The organism is Streptomyces parvus (assembly GCF_014648875.1).
Classification (GTDB): domain Bacteria; phylum Actinomycetota; class Actinomycetes; order Streptomycetales; family Streptomycetaceae; genus Streptomyces; species Streptomyces parvus.
This window is the reverse complement of sequence record NZ_BMRY01000013.1, coordinates 52,278-68,933: the sequence shown is the minus strand read 5'-3', so window position 1 is coordinate 68,933 and position 16,656 is coordinate 52,278. Positions and strand designations below refer to the sequence as shown.

Annotated in this window: 15 protein-coding genes; 13 read left to right on the top strand and 2 right to left on the bottom strand. The window is 72.4% G+C overall.

Annotation, left to right across the window (positions count from 1 at the left end):
- Positions 1 to 136 precede the first annotated feature (136 nt).
- From araA to IE140_RS30765, 9 genes are all read left to right on the top strand, one after another.
- Positions 137 to 1,651, top strand: a complete 1,515-nt coding sequence (gene araA / locus IE140_RS30805) for an L-arabinose isomerase (RefSeq protein ID WP_150196805.1) — start codon at positions 137 to 139, stop codon at positions 1,649 to 1,651.
- 50 nt (positions 1,652 to 1,701) lie between these two features.
- Positions 1,702 to 2,415 carry an L-ribulose-5-phosphate 4-epimerase AraD gene (araD, locus tag IE140_RS30800; RefSeq protein WP_150196804.1) on the top strand — a complete coding sequence of 238 codons (714 nt, stop codon included), beginning with the start codon at positions 1,702 to 1,704 and terminating at the stop codon, positions 2,413 to 2,415.
- Between the two features lie 177 nt (positions 2,416 to 2,592).
- On the top strand, positions 2,593 to 3,345 hold the full coding sequence (locus IE140_RS30795; RefSeq protein WP_032779919.1) for a (5-formylfuran-3-yl)methyl phosphate synthase: 753 nt from the start codon (positions 2,593 to 2,595) through the stop codon (positions 3,343 to 3,345).
- A gap of 8 nt (positions 3,346 to 3,353) precedes the next feature.
- Positions 3,354 to 4,763, top strand: a complete 1,410-nt coding sequence (locus IE140_RS30790; RefSeq protein ID WP_189460892.1) for an aldehyde dehydrogenase family protein — start codon at positions 3,354 to 3,356, stop codon at positions 4,761 to 4,763.
- On the top strand, positions 4,760 to 5,848 hold the full coding sequence (locus tag IE140_RS30785; RefSeq protein ID WP_150196803.1) for an NAD(P)-dependent alcohol dehydrogenase: 1,089 nt from the start codon (positions 4,760 to 4,762) through the stop codon (positions 5,846 to 5,848). Before IE140_RS30790 ends, IE140_RS30785 begins: the two co-directional genes overlap by 4 nt.
- A gap of 27 nt (positions 5,849 to 5,875) precedes the next feature.
- Positions 5,876 to 6,814 (top strand): SAM-dependent methyltransferase, encoded by a 939-nt coding sequence (locus IE140_RS30780; protein WP_150196802.1) that lies wholly within the window; start codon positions 5,876 to 5,878, stop codon positions 6,812 to 6,814.
- A 159-nt stretch (positions 6,815 to 6,973) separates the two neighbouring features.
- On the top strand, positions 6,974 to 7,303 hold the full coding sequence (locus IE140_RS30775; RefSeq protein ID WP_150196801.1) for a hypothetical protein: 330 nt from the start codon (positions 6,974 to 6,976) through the stop codon (positions 7,301 to 7,303).
- Positions 7,300 to 8,562 (top strand): cupin domain-containing protein, encoded by a 1,263-nt coding sequence (locus IE140_RS30770; RefSeq protein ID WP_150196800.1) that lies wholly within the window; start codon positions 7,300 to 7,302, stop codon positions 8,560 to 8,562. The genes IE140_RS30775 and IE140_RS30770 overlap by 4 nt, the downstream gene beginning before the upstream one ends.
- Positions 8,559 to 9,455, top strand: a complete 897-nt coding sequence (locus IE140_RS30765) for a ferredoxin family protein (RefSeq protein ID WP_150196799.1) — start codon at positions 8,559 to 8,561, stop codon at positions 9,453 to 9,455. The genes IE140_RS30770 and IE140_RS30765 overlap by 4 nt, the downstream gene beginning before the upstream one ends.
- Before the next feature lie 25 nt (positions 9,456 to 9,480).
- On the opposite strand, the gene IE140_RS30760 is transcribed toward IE140_RS30765, so the two are convergent.
- Positions 9,481 to 9,891 carry a Fur family transcriptional regulator gene (locus IE140_RS30760; RefSeq protein WP_093443666.1) on the bottom strand — a complete coding sequence of 137 codons (411 nt, stop codon included), beginning with the start codon at positions 9,889 to 9,891 and terminating at the stop codon, positions 9,481 to 9,483.
- Positions 9,892 to 10,280: 389 nt separating this feature from the next.
- Between IE140_RS30760 and katG the strand changes: the two genes are divergently transcribed.
- The 4 genes from katG (at position 10,281) to IE140_RS30740 (ending at position 15,709) form a co-directional block, all read left to right on the top strand.
- Positions 10,281 to 12,536 carry a catalase/peroxidase HPI gene (gene katG / locus IE140_RS30755; protein WP_150196798.1) on the top strand — a complete coding sequence of 752 codons (2,256 nt, stop codon included), beginning with the start codon at positions 10,281 to 10,283 and terminating at the stop codon, positions 12,534 to 12,536.
- A 176-nt stretch (positions 12,537 to 12,712) separates the two neighbouring features.
- The gene (locus IE140_RS30750; RefSeq protein WP_150196797.1) at positions 12,713 to 14,224 is read left to right on the top strand and encodes a DUF4246 domain-containing protein; all 1,512 of its coding nucleotides are present in this window, start codon (positions 12,713 to 12,715) and stop codon (positions 14,222 to 14,224) included.
- A gap of 22 nt (positions 14,225 to 14,246) precedes the next feature.
- Positions 14,247 to 14,750, top strand: a complete 504-nt coding sequence (locus tag IE140_RS30745) for a hypothetical protein (RefSeq protein WP_150196796.1) — start codon at positions 14,247 to 14,249, stop codon at positions 14,748 to 14,750.
- A gap of 62 nt (positions 14,751 to 14,812) precedes the next feature.
- Complete coding sequence (locus IE140_RS30740; RefSeq protein WP_189460890.1) at positions 14,813 to 15,709, top strand: oxygenase MpaB family protein; 897 nt, start codon at positions 14,813 to 14,815, stop codon at positions 15,707 to 15,709.
- Positions 15,710 to 15,754: 45 nt separating this feature from the next.
- Here the strand turns inward: IE140_RS30740 and IE140_RS30735 are convergent, their stop codons facing one another.
- Positions 15,755 to 16,588 (bottom strand): PIG-L family deacetylase, encoded by an 834-nt coding sequence (locus IE140_RS30735; protein ID WP_150198328.1) that lies wholly within the window; start codon positions 16,586 to 16,588, stop codon positions 15,755 to 15,757.
- Between the last annotated feature and the right edge of the window lie 68 nt (positions 16,589 to 16,656).

Sequence of the window (16,656 nt, the reverse complement as noted above, 5' to 3'; positions counted from 1 at the left end):
GAGCCCCTGAGCCCCTGAGCCCCTGAGCCCCTGAGCCCCTGAGCCCCTGAGCCCCTGAGCATCCACGCCCGCGACCCGCAGCACCCCGCACCCGCCTATCGACCCCCTCCGCCCAATCCGACCAGGGAGTATCGCCATGCCCCTCGCCCCCGCCGACAGCGAAGTCTGGTTCCTGACCGGCAGTCAGTCGCTCTACGGCGAGGACACCCTCGCCCAAGTGGCCTCCCAGTCACGGCAGATATGCGAGACGATCGCCGCCGGTGCCGGAGCCGGGCCGACCGTGCGCATCGTGTGGAAGCCCGTTCTGACGGAGGCGGACGCGATCCGCCGACTGTGTCTGGACGCCGAGGCGGACGACCGCTGCATCGGCCTCATCGCCTGGATGCACACCTTCTCCCCCGCCAAGATGTGGATCACCGGCCTCGCTTCCCTGCGCAAGCCCCTCCTTCACCTCCACACCCAGGCTAACCGCCGTCTCCCCTGGTCCACGATCGACATGGACTTCATGAATCTGAACCAAGCGGCGCACGGGGACCGCGAGTTCGGCCATATCCAGTCCCGCATCGGCGTCGCCCGCAAGACCGTGACGGGGCACGTCTCCTCCCCCGACGTGGCCCACCGCATCGCGGCCTGGACCCGTGCCGCCGTCGGCCGGGCCGAGTTCGCACGCCTGCGCCTCGCCCGCTTCGGGGACAACATGCGTGATGTCGCGGTCACCGAAGGGGACAAGGTCGAGGCCCAGTTCAGGTTCGGCACGTCCGTCAACACCTACGGCGTCAACGAGTTGGTGGCGGCCGTGGACGCCGTGGACGACAGCGCCGTCCTGGCCCTCACCGAGGAGTACGCCGACCGTTACACGCTGGCTCCGGAGCTGCTCCCCGGCAAGGAGCGCCACGCCTCCCTGCGGTACGCGGCCCGGATCGAGGCCGGACTGCGCGGCTTCCTCACCGGCGGCGGCTTCAACGCCTTCACCACCAACTTCGAAGATCTGGGCGGCTTGCGGCAGTTGCCCGGTCTCGCGGTGCAGCGGCTGATGGCCGACGGTTACGGCTTCGGGGGCGAGGGCGACTGGAAGACCTCGGCGCTGCTGCGGGCCACGAAGGCCATGGCGTACGGGCTGCCGGGCGGCACGTCCTTCATGGAGGACTACACCTACGACCTCGCTCCGGACAGCGGGCTCGTCCTCGGGGCGCACATGCTGGAGGTGTGCCCGTCCCTCGCCGCCACCACGCCCTCCTGCGAGATCCACCCGCTGAGCATCGGCGGGCGTGAGGACCCGGTCCGCCTGGTGTTCGACGCGGCCCCCGCCCCCGGAGTCGTCGTGGGGCTGGCCGACATGGGCTCCCGGTTCCGGCTGGTCGCCAACCGGATCGACGTCGTCGGGCCGCCCGAACCGCTGCCCCTGCTGCCCGTGGCCCGCGCGGTCTGGCGCCCGGAGCCCGACCTTCGCACCTCGACGGAGGCGTGGCTGACCGCCGGGGCCCCGCATCACACGGTGCTCACCACGGCTCTGGGACGCGAGGAGTTCGAGGATCTGGCCGACATGCTGGCCGTGGAACTCGCGTTCATCGACGCCGACACGACCGTACGCCGGTTCGCCCAGGAACTCCGCTGGAACCAGGCCTACCACCGACTGGCCGACGCCCTGTGAGCGGCACCGCCCGCGCGACGGCTCCCCCACCCCCGCCAGGAGGCCACGCCATGTCCCGCTCCGCCTTCGCGTCGCTGCGCGACGAGGTCCTCGCCTCCAATCTGCGCATTCCCGCAGCGGGGCTGGCCACGCTGACCTGGGGCAACGTGAGCGGCGTCGACCGGGAGGCCGGGGTGTTCGTCATCAAGCCGTCGGGGGTGCCGTACGACCGGCTGCACGCGGAGCATCTCGTCGTCGTCGCCCTGGACGACGGCCGGGTGGTCGAGGGCGAGCTGCGGCCCTCGACGGACACCGAGACGCACCGGAGCCTCTACCGGGCCTTCCCGTCGATCGGCGGGGTCACGCACACCCACTCCCCGCACGCCGTGGCCTTCGCCCAGGCCCGCCGCCCGATCCCGGTGCTCGGCACCACGCACGCGGACACCTTCGACGGCCCGGTGCCGGTCACCGAGCCGCTCAGCGCCGAACAGTGCGCGACGGACTACGAGTTCAACACCGGGCAGGTCATCGTGGAGCTGCTCGGAGGCGACGACGAACGGGCCCGGACGGTGCCCGCCGCCCTCGTCGCGCACCACGGTCCCTTCACCTGGGGTGCGGACGCCGACGCTTCGCTGGAGCACGCGGTGATCTGCGAGGCGGTCGCGGAGATGGCGCTGCACACGCTCTCCCTGGGGGCGGCCCGGCCGCCTCAGCATCTGCTGGACCGCCATTTCACCCGTAAACACGGGGCGGGAGCCTATTACGGCAACCCCGGGGCCGTGTGACCCGGCGGGCGTGGGCCGAGGTGAACGGCGCGTCGCGGGGGGCGTGAGTGCGTCGGAGCAGTGCTCCGTTCGCCATCCCTCGCGCCCTGCCGGGGGGTTGAGCGGCGCGGCGAGGATGAGCCGGACCTGATCGGCAAGACACCCTCCAGGGGGTGTCCGCGGTGGAAGGAATCCACGTTGCTGCTGCTCATCTCCCCGGACGGTGTCGAGGAAGCCCTCGCGTGCGCGAAGGCGGCGGACCATCTCGACATCGTCGATGTGAAGAAGCCCGACGAGGGCTCGCTCGGCGCGAACTTCCCCTGGGTCATCCGGGAGATCCGCGGGGCGGTCCCGGCGGACAAGCCGGTGTCGGCGACGGTCGGGGACGTCCCGTACAAGCCGGGCACGGTGGCGCAGGCGGCGCTCGGCGCGGCGGTCTCCGGAGCCACCTACATCAAGGTCGGCCTCTACGGGTGCACGACGCCCGACCAGGCCATCGAGGTGATGCGCGGAGTGGTCCGGGCCGTCAAGGACTTCCGGCCTGACGCGTTCGTCGTCGCCTCGGGCTATGCCGACGCGCACCGGATCGGCTGTGTGAGCCCGCTCGCGCTGCCCGACATCGCCCGCCGCTCCGGCTCCGACGCGGCAATGCTCGACACCGCGATCAAGGACGGGACCCGACTGTTCGACCATGTGCCGCCGGAAGCCTGCGGGGAGTTCGTCCGGCTGGCCCACGACGCCGGGCTGCTCGCCGCGCTCGCGGGCAGCGTGAAGCGGGAGGATCTCGCCGTGCTGACCCGGATCGGGACGGACATCGTCGGCGTACGCGGGGCGGTCTGCGAGGGCGGCGACCGCAATTCCGGGCGGATCCAGCCGCGGCTGGTGGCCGAGTTCCGGGCGGAGATGGACCGGCACGCCCGGGAACACGCGGCGACCCCGGCCGCGAGCTGACCGCCGGCGTGGCGCCGTATCAGCTCGCCCCGGACCCGGCGTCCCCCGGTGAGCGCCTCACCGTGCTCGACCCGGCGACGGGCGAAGCCTTCGACGAGGCTCCCGACCAGCGGGCCCAGGAGCTGGACGCGGTGGTCCACCGGGCGCACGAGGCCTGGCGGAGCTGGCGGACCGACCCCGCCGCCCGCGCCGCCGCCCTGCTCGCTTCGGCCGACGCCGTGGAGGCGGCCGGGCCTGAGCTCGCGCCCCTGCTCACCCGGGAGCAGGGCAAACCCCTGACCGAGTCGTACGCGGAGATCGCCCGCACGGCGGCGCGCCTGCGGTGGTTCGCCGCGTCGGCCCCCGAGACCCGGACCATCGCGGACGGCCGGGCGGTGCACAGCGAGATCCGCTGGCGGTCGCTCGGGCCCGTCGCCGCCGTCGTCCCGTGGAACTTCCCGCTCCAGCTCGCCTCGGCGAAGTTCGCGCCCGCGCTCGCCGCGGGCAACACGGTGGTTCTCAAGCCCTCCCCCTTCACGCCGCTGGCCACCCGGCTGCTGGGGTCCGTCCTGTCCGCCACCCTGCCCGAGGGCGTGCTGACGGTGATCACCGGTCGCGAGCCCCTCGGCGCGCTCCTCGCGTCCCACCCGGGAATCCGGCATGTGACGTTCACGGGGTCGGTCCCCACCGGGCGGTCCGTCGCGGCGGGCGCGGCGTCCGGCCTGGCCCGGGTCACGCTGGAGCTGGGCGGCAACGACGCCGCGATCCTGCTGGACGACGTGGACGTGGAGCGGATCGCGGACCGGCTGTTCTGGGCGGCGTTCCGGAACTGCGGGCAGGTCTGCATGGCGGTCAAACGGGTCTACGCCCCGGCCCGGCTCCACGGCCGGGTGGTCGAGGCCCTGGCGGAACGGGCGAAGGCAGTGGTCGTCGGGGCGGGCCTCGACGAGGGTACGGAGCTGGGGCCGCTCAACAACGCCGCCCAGCTGGCCCGGGTGGAGCGGTACACGGCGAGGGCCCTGGCGGACGGGGCCGGGGCGGCGGCCGGGGGTCATCGGCTGGACCGGCCGGGCTACTTCCACGCCCCGACCGTCCTGACCGATGTCCCGCCCGACAGCCCGGTGGTGACGGAGGAGCAGTTCGGTCCGGTCCTGCCGGTGCTGCCGTACGGAACCGTGGACGAGGCCGTCGAGGCGGCCAACGCCACCCTCTTCGGGCTGGGCGGCTCGGTGTGGGGCACCGACCTGGACCGGGCCGAGGCGGTGGCCGGCCGGCTGGAGTGCGGGACGGCGTGGATCAACCACCACGCCGAACTCTCCCTCGCCCAGCCCTTCGCCGGGGTCAAGGAGAGCGGCGTCGGCGTCGCGGGCGGGCCGTGGGGGCTGTACGGCAACCTCAGCCCCTTTGTCGTACACCGCCCCCAGGAGGGCCGGCAATGAGGTTCGACGCCGCGGTACTGCGCTCGTACGAGGACCCGTTCGCCGTCGAGGAGGTGATGCTGAACGCGGGTCCGGGGGACGGCGAGGTGCTGGTCCGCATCGCGGGGTGCGGCATGTGCCGGACCGATCTCGCCGTCCGGCGCTCGGCGGGCCGCTCCCCGCTGCCCGCGGTGCTCGGCCACGAGGGGGCCGGTGTGGTGGTCGAGGCGGGCGGCTCCGGCACCGGGCCGATCCCCGGCGACCACGTCGTGCTGAGCTTCGACTCCTGCGGACACTGCCGGAACTGCCTCGGCGCGGCCCCCGCCTACTGCGACAAGTTCGCGGCGCTCAACCTCTTCGGCGGCCGCTCCGAGAACGCGGCCCGGTTCACCGACGCGGCCGGGGGCGGGCTTGCGCCCCGGTGGTTCGGCCAGTCCTCCTTCGCCGCGTACGCGATGGTCCCGGCCCGCAACGCCGTACGGGTCGATCCTTCGCTCCCGCTCGAACTGCTCGGGCCGCTCGGCTGCGGCTTCCTCACCGGCGCCGGGGCGGTCCTCAACTCCTTCGGCGCGGGCCCGGGTGACACCGTCGCGGTCTTCGGCGCCGGAGCGGTGGGCCTGGCGGCGGTCATGGCGGCCACCGCCGCGGGGGCCGTCGCCGTGGCGGTCGACCGGCACCCCGAACGGCTGGCCCTCGCCGAGAAGTTCGGCGCGACCGCGCTGCACGCCGCATCGGGCGACCTTCCCGGCCGCATCCGCCGGCTGACCGACGGCGCCGCGCGGTACGCCCTCGACACCACGGGCTCCGCCCCGCTGATCAACGACGCGCTCCGGTCGCTGCGCCCGAGGGGGCACCTCGGCCTGGTGGCCCGGCTGCACGCCGAACTCCCGCTGGAGACGGGGACCTTGGACCAGGGCCGGAGGATCTCCCACATCTGCGAGGGGGACGCGGTCCCGGCCCTGATGATCCCCCGGCTGACCGGGCTGTGGCAGGCCGGGCGGTTCCCTTTCGACCAGCTGATCCGTACGTACCCGCTCACCGACGTCAACGAGGCCGAGGCCGACTGCGAGGCGGGGCGCGTGGTGAAGCCGGTGCTGATTCCGTAAAGCCCGCGAATTCCCGAGGGAGTACACATGGTCGACACAGCACATCGGAACACCGACGGCACCGGTGTGGAGGGCGTGGCGGGCGGGGTCGGTGTGACCGCTCTCCTGGTCGCGGCGGCGCGGGCTCTCGAATCCCACCGCTCCGACAGCCTGGCCCGGGACGTGTACGCGGAGCACTTCGTGCGCGCGGCCGAGGCCTCCGCCGACTGGCCGGTCCACCCGCGTCAGGTCCCGGACGGGGACACGAACCCGCTGTGGGGACGGTTCGCGCGGTACTTCGGGCTGCGGACGCGGGTCCTCGACGACTTCCTCCTCCGGTCGGTACGCGTCGGGGGCGCCCGCCAAGTGGTCCTGGTCGGGGCGGGGTTGGACGCACGCGCGTTCCGGCTCGACTGGCCTCCCGGCTGCGTGGTCTTCGAGATCGACCGGAAGGAGGTGCTGGACTTCAAGCACCGGGTGCTCGGCGGTCTTTCGGCCACCCCGAGGGCGGCGCGCGTACCGGTTCCGATGGATCTCCGCGCCGACTGGGCCGACGCCCTTCCCCGCGTCGGCTTCGACCCGGCAGCGCCGAGCGTCTGGCTGGTCGAGGGGCTGCTGTTCTACCTGCCGCCGGCCGCCGAGACCTACCTCATCGACACGGTGGAGGGGCTGAGCGCCGGGGGCAGCGCGCTGGCCTTCGAGGTGAAGCTGGAGAAGGACCTGCTGGAGTACCGCGACAGCCCGCTGTACACGGCCACCAGGGAGCAGATCGGCATCGACCTGCTGGACCTGTTCGACCTGGCTCCCCGCCCCGACTCGGCGGGCCGTCTGACGGACCGGGGCTGGTCCACCTCGGTCCACACCCCCTTCGACTTCACCCGCCTGCACGGACGCGGCCCCCTGCCCGAGCCGAACGACGCGCTGGCGGGCAACCGGTGGGTGTTCGCGGAGAAGCCTGGCTCCGCCGGTGGCGCACGCGGGGCGTGAGTTCCGGCATTCGGACGACTTCGTACCGCTCGAATCGATGTTTTCCAGCCGCAGGGATACGGTGATTACTGGCCATTTCGGCGCAGATCAACGTCCCGGCGACCGGATTTCCGGACAGCGGAAAACCATCGTCCCCATGGTGTGATCCCAGGAGGAATGATGACCGAGCACGACGCGAGCGGAGCCGAGGGACCTGCGGACGGCGGAGCGGCGGGCACGCCCGGCGTCCACGACGGCGGGGCCGACGGGGGCGCGGAAGGCCCTGCGGACGGCGGCGCGGCCGGCACCCCCGGCGTCCACGACGGCGGAGCCGATGGCGGGGCCGAAGGACCCGCCGACGGCGGTGCAGCCGGTACGCCCGGCGTCCACGACGGCGGGGCCGACGGTGGCGCGGACGGGGGCGCGGAAGGCCCTGCGGACGGCGGCGCGGCCGGCACGCCCGGCGTCCACGACGGCGGAGCCGACGGTGGCGCCGACAGCGGCTCTTGAGCCTGCCCAGCACCGAGGTCCAGGATTCCGGCGCGCGTGAAGGCGCCGGAATCCTGGAGTCCCGGCTGACCGGGCTCGGCCGGGAGGAATTCGCCCGCGACGTCTGGGGCCGGACAGCGTCGCTGACGCGCGGGGCGAGCGGTTTCGCGGACGTCTTCTCCCCGTCCGCCGTGGACGAGCTGATCTCCCGCCGGGGGCTTCGTACGCCGTTCCTCCGGGTCGCCAAGGACGGCACCACGCTTCCGTCGTCGTCCTTCACCGCACCCGCCGGAGTGGGGGCGACCGTCGCCGACCAGCTCGACGACACGGCCCTGTGGCGCGCGTTCGCCGACGGCGCCACGCTCGTCCTTCAGGCGCTGCACCGCACCTGGGAGCCGGTGGCGGACCTGGTCTCCGGACTGAGCGCGGAGCTGGGGCACCCCGTACAGGCGAACGCCTACGTCACTCCGCCGCAGAACCGCGGATTCGACGCGCACTACGACGTGCACGACGTGTTCGTCCTCCAGATCGAGGGGGCGAAGCGATGGGTGATCCACGAGCCCGTACTGCCGGATCCGCTGCGCGATCAGCCGTGGACCGATCACCGTGCGGCCGTCGCCGACCGGGCCGCGCACGGCACGCCCCACCTGGACACGATGCTCCGTCCCGGCGACGTGCTGTACCTGCCGCGCGGCTGGCTGCACTCGGCGCAGGCCCAGGGGCAGGTCTCGATCCATCTGACGCTGGGCGTCCACGCCTGGACCCGCTACGCCCTGGCCGAGCAACTGACCCGGGCCGCCCTCGCGGCACTGGGCGACGATCCGGCCATGCGCCGGTCACTGCCCCTGGCGGAACGGGCGACGAACGGCCCGAACGAACCAGGTGGTTCGAACGGCCCGAACGGCGCGGACGGCACGGACGGCATCCTGGACCTGGTCCGTGAGCGCCTGCTGGCCGCCGTGGCCGAGGCCGACCCCGCCCCGCTCTTCCACCGCGCCCGCCGCTCCCAGGCCCGCCCGGCGCCGCTGGGGCCGGTGGCCCAGCTCGCCGCGTTGAGCGGCCTCACGACGACGTCACCCGTACGGCTGCGGAAAGCACTGGAGCCCCGGCTGGAGGGAACACGCCTGCACACCCGCGTCGGGCACCTGGACTTCCCGGCATCCGACCTCGTACCCGTGGCCCGACTGCTCGACGGCCGGGTGCGCACCGCCGGCGACCTCGGCCTCGCGCTCGCCGGGCGGCTGCTGCGGGCGGGCGTGCTGGTGCCCGCGGACCGGTGACCCCGCCGGACCGGTTCTTCTGCGCCGACGCGGCCAGGGGCCGTGACGACGCGTTCGTCGGCACGGCCCCCTTCGGCTCCGTCTGGGTCCTCATCGAGTACCGGCGCGCCTGGCCCGCCAACGGTTTCGACGGCCTCGACCTCGACCCGGAGACCAAGACCCTCGTGTTCGCCGCGGCCCGGGCGAACCGGGCCCGGATCCTCCTCGTCAGGCGGCACGGGCGTCGCCGCACCGAGGGGAGCGACCGGTGGGCGGTGCTGCACCACGACAGCTCCGGCGCGCTGCGCCAGCGGTGGGGCAGCTGGCACCGCGACCGGGACCTGGCGCAGATCGTGGCCGCCCTGGACTCCCCGGGGGAGCCGGGCCTCGCCCCCGTCGTCCTCGTCTGCGCGCACGGCCTGCACGACGCCTGTTGCGCGGTGCGCGGCCGTCCCGTGGGCGAGGCCCTCAGCGCCCGCTGGCCCGATCTGGTGTGGGAGTGCACGCACGTGGGCGGTGACCGCTTCGCCGCCAACGTCGTCGTCGTACCCGACGGCGTCTACTACGGCAATCTGGACCCGCGCTCGGCGGTCACCGTGATCGAGGACCACCTCGCCGACCGCATCCGCGCCGACCACCTGCGGGGTTACACCACCCTCCGCCCGCCGCAGCAGGCGGCGGTGGCCGCGGTGCTCCGGCGCTTGGGCCCGGCGGGCAGGCACGACTACGCGGTCACGGAGACGGTCGCCGACGACGACGGCTGGCGCGTCCGCGTCAGCGGCCGGGCTCCGCACGCGGGGCCGCTCGACGTCGAGGTACGGGCCCGGCGCACGCCTGCCTGCCGGCTGACCTGCCGCGGACCGGCGAACAGCTCCGCGGTCGTCTATGACGTGACGTCGGTCCGCGATGGCTGAGCGGGCAGCGGCACGGTCGCCGACGTCAGGCGCAGCCCGGGCACACCCCCCGGTAGGTGATCTCCACCGAGCCGACCGTGAACCCGAACCGCTCCTCCTCCGGCAGATCGCCGATGGCGTCGCCGACCGGATGGACGTCGCGGACCATGCCGCAGCCGGAGCAGACCAGATGCTGGTGGAGGGTGCGGGCGTTGGGGTCGTAGCGCTTGGCGCGGCCGACGGTGGAGACCTCCAGCACCTCGCCGAGCGCGACCAGCTCGCCCAGCGTGTTGTAGACGGTCGCACGGGAGATCTCGGGCAGGCGGGCCGCGGCCCGCTGGTGCACCTCGTCGGCCGTCAGGTGGACGTGGTCGCCGTCGAGGACCTCCGCGACGACACGCCGCTGGGAGGTCATGCGCCAGCCACGGCCCCGCAGCCGTCGAAGGAGGTCGCTCATCTCGTTTCACCTGCTCTGCTCGCCGGAGGGGGTGGGCGGCCCGCGCAAGGAATGCGCCGACGCCACGCCCCCGTCATTATGTTTTTAGCCCACTTCTTGACTTGGACGAAGTCCATCGTAGGATCGATCCCGGCGACATCCAAGAGACAGGAAGACTCCGGTACGGCAGCAGAGACACGCGACGGGACACCACAGGTCGACCGCGCAATGCCGCCCGTCGGCCCAGCGCCGTCGTCGTCGCACCGCCCGGGACCGCCGGGTGCGGTGGCCCGCGAGGCACTCGGGCGACCCGCGACGGGCCCCGGCATCAGCGTGCCCCTTCTGTACGGCCCGAATCCTCCTCCCCCCGTTCAGCGCCCCACGACCCGCCGGGTCCGGAAGGATCACCCATGACCGAGAACAACGAGTCGCACGTCTTTGACCCCGTCGTCCCGGACTCGCCCGAGACGGCCGTACCCGAGAAGCCCGAGGCGCAGGCCGGCGGCTGCCCCGTGGCGCACGGCCGCGCGCCGCACCCCACGCAGGGCGGCGGGAACCGCCAGTGGTGGCCGGACCGCCTCAACCTGAAGATCCTGGCCAAGAACCCCGCCGTGGCGAACCCGCTGGGTGAGGAGTTCGACTACGCGGCCGTGTTCGAGTCGCTGGACCTGCCCGCGGTGAAACGGGACATCGCCGAGGTGCTCACCACCTCGCAGGACTGGTGGCCGGCTGACTTCGGCAACTACGGGCCGCTGATGATCCGGATGGCCTGGCACAGCGCCGGCACGTACCGCATCAGCGACGGCCGCGGCGGCGCGGGCGCCGGGCAGCAGCGGTTCGCCCCGCTGAACAGCTGGCCGGACAACGGCAACCTGGACAAGGCCCGCCGGCTGCTGTGGCCGGTGAAGAAGAAGTACGGCCAGGCGCTGTCCTGGGCCGACCTGCTGATCCTCACCGGCAACGTCGCCCTGGAGACCATGGGCTTCAAGACCTTCGGCTTCGCCGGCGGCCGCGAGGACGTCTGGGAATCGGAGGAGGACGTCTACTGGGGCCCGGAGACCACCTGGCTCGACGACGAGCGCTACACCGGCGACCGTGAGCTGGAGAACCCGCTCGGCGCGGTCCAGATGGGTCTGATCTACGTCAACCCCGAGGGCCCCAACGGCAACCCGGACCCGATCGCCGCCGCCCGCGACATCCGCGAGACCTTTCGCCGGATGGCGATGAACGACGAGGAGACCGTCGCCCTCATCGCCGGTGGCCACACCTTCGGCAAGACGCACGGCGCGGGCCCGGCCGAGAGCGTCGGCGCGGACCCCGAGGGCGCCCCGCTGGAGGAGCAGGGCCTCGGCTGGCGCAGCTCGTACAAGTCGGGCAAGGGCGGGGACGCCATCACCAGCGGTCTGGAGGTGACCTGGACCAGCACGCCGACGAAGTGGGGCAACGAGTTCTTCCACAACCTCTTCGCCTACGAGTACGAGCTGACCAAGTCCCCGGCCGGCGCCCACCAGTGGGTCGCCAAGGACGCGGAGGCGACGATCCCGGACGCGCACGACGCGTCGAAGAAGCACAAGCCGCAGATGCTCACCACCGACCTGTCGCTGCGCTTCGACCCGGCGTACGAGCAGATCTCGCGGCGCTTCCACGAGAACCCGGAGGAGTTCGCCGACGCCTTCGCCCGCGCCTGGTACAAGCTGACGCACCGCGACATGGGCCCGATCCAGCGCTACCTGGGCTCCGAGGTGCCCTCCGAGGTGCTGCTGTGGCAGGACCCGCTGCCCGCGCGCACCGGTGAGAAGCTGGACGCCGCGGACATCGCCGCGCTCAAGGAGCAGGTGCTGGGCACGGACCTGACGGTGGCGCAGCTGGTCTCGGCCGCCTGGGCCTCGGCCGCATCCTTCCGCGGCAGCGACAAGCGGGGCGGCGCCAACGGCGCCCGGGTCCGTCTGGAGCCGCAGCGCGGCTGGGAAGTGAACAACCCGGACGAGCTGGCCCAGGTCCTGCGCGCCCTCGAAGGCATCCAGGAGTCCTTCAACGCCAAGGGCGGCAAGCAGGTCTCCCTGGCCGACCTGATCGTCCTCGCGGGCGGCGCGGCGGTCGAGCAGGCGGCCAAGGACGCCGGTGTCGAGGTCGAGGTGCCGTTCACCCCGGGCCGCGTCGACGCCACGCAGGAGCAGACGGACGTCGAGTCCTTCGCCGCGCTGGAGCCCGCGTACGACGGCTTCCGCAACTACACCGGCAAGGCGGCCCGGCTGCCCGCCGAGTACCTGCTCCTGGACCGGGCGAACCTGCTGACGCTGAGCGCCCCGGAGACGACCGTCCTGGTCGGCGGTCTGCGGGTGCTGGGCGCCAACACCGGCGGCTCGAAGCACGGCGTTCTCACCGACCGCCCGGGCACGCTGACCAACGACTTCTTCGTGAACCTGCTCGACCTGGGCATCACCTGGAAGTCGACGTCGTCGACGCAGGACGAGTTCGAGGCCCGCGACGCATCGGGCAAGGTCAAGTGGACCGGCACCCGCGCCGACCTGGTCTTCGGCTCCAACTCCGAGCTCCGTGCCCTCGCCGAGGTCTACGCGAGCGACGACGCGCGGCAGAAGTTCGTGACGGACTTCGTCGCCGCCTGGGCCAAGGTCATGGACCTCGACCGCTACGACCTGGTCTGACAGCCCGGCCACGCCTGCTCCGGGCGTGGCCGGAAAGCTCCATCGGTGGGGCCGGTGCGTTCGCGCACCGGCCCCACCGCCGGTTCCGGAAGGCGATGGCAGGAGCGACCAAGGCGATGTCAGTGCGCTGACGTAGTCTTCCGGCCACCACTCACCGACGCGGAGGATCACGAGCGTTGTCCGGCCTGTCTGCTTTCCCGTTGCCCTTTCACACCTCCCGCTCCATAGCGCTCGCGCCGATCCGGACGCTGCGGGAACTCCAGATGATCCAGTGCAGCGCGCACATCAGGGCGAAGCCCGGCTGGTCCGACAAGATGAACGATGCCGCCATCGTCGCCAGGTGGACACGGGAAGCGGTCGCCCAGGGACTCACCGAGGCGCAGGTCCGATACGTGCTCGCCGAGCTCACGCACTACGCCGCGCTGCGGGACGCCGGGACCGGGATCGAGGTGTCCGCCGTCGACGGTGTGTGGCAGTCGGACACCCTGGTCGACGACGCGCTCAGATCCCGGCTGCGCGAGGCGGTGCGGGTTCTGGAAGAGGTCCCGGCGGCGGAGCGGGACTGGCACCCCGGATCCGGCGGGCAGGTCCTGGACCTGGTGCATCCCTCGCTGTTCTGCCTGGTGAGAGGGGTGAGCGACGCACCGGAGCGGGCCTGGAAGAACGAGAGTGACAACCGCTGGGCGGCCTACGAGTTCTCGGAGAAGTTCCAGTGGCTGCCCACGGACGTCGAGGTCACCGCCGGCGGTGACACGGTCTTCCGTTCGTACGTCAACAACGTCCACCCCGAGACCCATCGCGAACTGGCCGCTGTCCTGCCGGACGTGTTCACGCGCATGCGGCCTCTGCTGGAGAACGTGCTCACGGATCTGCGTCATCCGCGGCCCCTGCGGATCGAGGCCGATCCCTTCGGGTGGTACGACTCGGAGCCGGAGCACCCGGACGAGGCGTCGTACGACGATGACGAGGCCTATGAGGAGGCCTTGTGCGCCTGGGAGGTGGACCACGACGCATGGTGGGAGAACCGCCGCCCGGTGATCCCGGACGCCCCGGACTTCACCCCGCCCCCGGCGCCCGACGCGTCGGCCCGGGTGGACCTGCGCGGCCGCCGCCTCCAGGTCATCGTCAAGCTCGCCACGATTCATCTGACCCCCGACAAGCCCGAGTACGCCGGCGGTTCCTGGCATGTCGAGGGCATGCTGAACGAGCGGATCGTCTCGACCGGTATCTATTACTGGGACAGCGAGAACATCACCGAGAGCCGGCTGAGCTTCCGTACGGCGCTCGACTACCCGCGCTACGAGCAGAACGACGACAACGGCCTGCGGGAGGTCTACGGCCTGGAGGACGAGGAGGCGCTGAACCAGGCACTGGGTTCGGCGGCCACCCCGGCGGGCCGCTGCCTGGCGTTCCCGAACGTCCTTCAGCACCGCGTCGGCTCGTTCCGTCTGGCCGACCCCACCCGTCCGGGGCATCGGAAGATTCTCGCGTTCTTCCTGGTCGACCCGGGCAAGAAGATCGTCTCGACCTCCGACGTACCGCCGCAGCAGCCGGGGTTCGCCACTTCGACCATGACGCGCGAGCAGGCCGAGGGCTATCGCGAAGAGCTCATGCGGGAACGCAAGTTCTTCGTCGACGAACACAACGAGCAGCTCTACGAACGCGAGTTCTCCCTCTGTGAGCACTGAACCCGGCTCGACCGGTGAACCGATGATCGGAGCTCGTTCCCTGGCTGCGGTGATCGCCCTGCTGGAGGGGTTCGGGGACCTCGTCCCGCTGACCGCCGGGGGTGCGGCGGCGCGGTTCTCGGCTCACGGGTGGGCGCCCGGGGGGAAACCCCGTAACGGCGCGGAGACGTCGTGGAACAAGGACGGCGTCTCGGCCTGGATCCAGACGTTCGGCGACGGGACGGTCCACGTGTCGTTCGCCGTCTGGATCCGCGACGTCGACGCGTCGGGCTACTTCGACGACCTGGACGCCGTCTACGAGCAGGGAGAGCGGGTGTTGGCCGGCTTCCTGCCCGAGATCGAGGGGTCAGCGCTCGCCGGTAACCTCGTCACGGCCGAGCGGACGGCGGCCGACGAGGACGAGTTCATCGAGGTGGCGAAGTGGACCATCGACGGCCGGATCCTGACGGCCGGGGTGATCCAGCAGGACACCGATCTTCCGGTCATGGTCGTGGTGGCGCTGGAACAGCCGGGCCCGCAGCTGTAGCGGCTCGGTACCCTCGGCCGAAGGACACCGGAGCCGGAGCCGGAGTCGCGAGCCGGGAGGCGTTGGTGGGACTGCGGGAGCGGATCGCGGCGGAGCTCACCGCGGCGCTGCACGGCGGGGACCTGAAGCTGGAGCGGTACGCGGCTCCGCCCGGCGATCCGGGGCTGTTCGGGATCACCCCGGCGGAGCCGCTGTGGCGGGTGCACGGGCAGGCCACCGGGATGCTCACCGGCGGGTTCGCCGCCCTCATGCTCCAGTCGCTGCATCCGCTGGCCATGGCCGGAGTCGACCAGCACTCGGACTTCCGCGCCGATCCCGTCGGGCGGCTGAACGGAACCGTACGGTTCATCACCACGACCACCTTCGGCTCCTCCCCCGCCGCCCGCGAGGTGATCGGTCTCGTCCGGCGCATCCACACCCGGGTGCGCGGTACGGCCCCCGACGGAAGGCCGTACCGCGCGGACGATCCCGACCTGCTCACCTGGGTGCACACCGCCGAGGTCCGCAGCTTCCTCGCCGGCCACCAGGCGTACGCGCCCCGGGGGCAGCGGCTCACCCGCGCCGAGTGCGACACCTACTACCGCCAGGCCGCCCCGGTGGCGGAGGAGTTGGGGGCACGGCAGGTGCCGCGTACCGCGTCCGATGTGGAGGGCTATCTGACCCGTATGCGCCCCGGACTCCGTGCCACCCCGGCCGCGCTGGACTCGGTGCGGTTCCTCCGCGCCTTCGGGCGCACGCCGCAGGAGCGGCTGGCCGTCCGCCTGCTCACCAACGCCTCGACCGGGCTCCTCCCCGACTGGGCCCGCGCCGAACTCTCCATCCGCCGCCCGGCCCCCGCGCGCGTCTGCTGGGACCGGCCCCTTGCGACGGCCGTCGGACGCACCCTGGAGTGGGGGCTGGGCCCCTCGCAGATCCAGGCGGCGGCACGGGGGCGGCTGGCGGGGGCCCGGCAGGGGTGACGAGCCCGCACGCCCCTTGCCGTGCGGGCCCCGGCGGGCGGCGGGTCAGCGGAGTCCGGCGAAGAGATCCTTCTCGGGGACGGCCGCACCGGTGGCGTCCTTGACCCGGACGAAGGTCTCCATGCCCATCAGCTCGCCGAACTTCTCCTTGCCCATCGTGAGGAAGAAGATGTTCTCGCCCTGACTGGCGTGGGCGGCCAGCGCGTCGAACTTCTGGCCGCTGTACGCGGTGGTGTCCACCCACGTGGTGATCTCCTCGTCGGGGAGACCGATCTTCTCCATCTCGGCGACCTCGGCCGGGTCCGGCTCCGGCATGTCCCCCTGGGACTCGCGCATCATCTCCTCGAACCGGCGCATCGCCGAGTGCGGCATCGTCGTCCAGTAGACCTTCGGCGTCAGCTCGGTCATCTCCAGCGCCGCCATCGTGATGCGGTGGGCCTGGATGTGGTCGGGGTGACCGTAGAAGCCGTTCTCGTCGTAGGTCACGACCACATCGGGCCGGTAGTGCCGCATGAGTTCCGCGAGCCGGGCGGCACCCTCCTCCACGGGGGTCCGCCAGAAGGATCCGGGAGCGTCGTTGCTCGGCCAGCCGATCATCCCGGAGTCCGCGTAGTCCAGCGTCTCCAGATCGCTCACCCGCAGAACGTCACAGCTCGCCTTGAGTTCCTGGCCGCGCAACGCGGCGACGGCCGCCGGATCGTGCCCGGGGTCGCCGGGCTTGACGCCTCCCGGTCCGTCTCCGCAACCGCCGTCGGTACAGGTCACGAGGACCGTGCGGATGCCTTCCGCCGCATACCGGGCGAGCACTCCTCCGGTTCCCGTGGCCTCGTCGTCGGGGTGGGCGTGCACGGCCATGAGGGTCAGGGGCCGGTCGGTCATGAAGAAGTCCTTCCACAGGGTCAGGTCGGGGACGGGGTCCGAGTCCGAGTCCGAGTCCGCGGCGGGCA

Bases quoted from the DNA above. Each gene is read 5' to 3' on its own strand.
- IE140_RS30735 (WP_150198328.1), bottom strand. From the start codon at position 16,588: ATGACCGACCGGCCCCTGACCCTCATGGCCGTGCACGCCCACCCCGAC.
- IE140_RS30760 (WP_093443666.1), bottom strand. From the start codon at position 9,891: ATGAGCGACCTCCTTCGACGGCTGCGGGGCCGTGGCTGGCGCATGACC.
- IE140_RS30775 (WP_150196801.1), top strand. From the start codon at position 6,974: ATGACCGAGCACGACGCGAGCGGAGCCGAGGGACCTGCGGACGGCGGA.
- IE140_RS30745 (WP_150196796.1), top strand. From the start codon at position 14,247: ATGATCGGAGCTCGTTCCCTGGCTGCGGTGATCGCCCTGCTGGAGGGG.
- IE140_RS30785 (WP_150196803.1), top strand. From the start codon at position 4,760: ATGAGGTTCGACGCCGCGGTACTGCGCTCGTACGAGGACCCGTTCGCC.
- araA (WP_150196805.1), top strand. From the start codon at position 137: ATGCCCCTCGCCCCCGCCGACAGCGAAGTCTGGTTCCTGACCGGCAGT.
- IE140_RS30780 (WP_150196802.1), top strand. From the start codon at position 5,876: ATGGTCGACACAGCACATCGGAACACCGACGGCACCGGTGTGGAGGGC.
- katG (WP_150196798.1), top strand. From the start codon at position 10,281: ATGACCGAGAACAACGAGTCGCACGTCTTTGACCCCGTCGTCCCGGAC.
- araD (WP_150196804.1), top strand. From the start codon at position 1,702: ATGTCCCGCTCCGCCTTCGCGTCGCTGCGCGACGAGGTCCTCGCCTCC.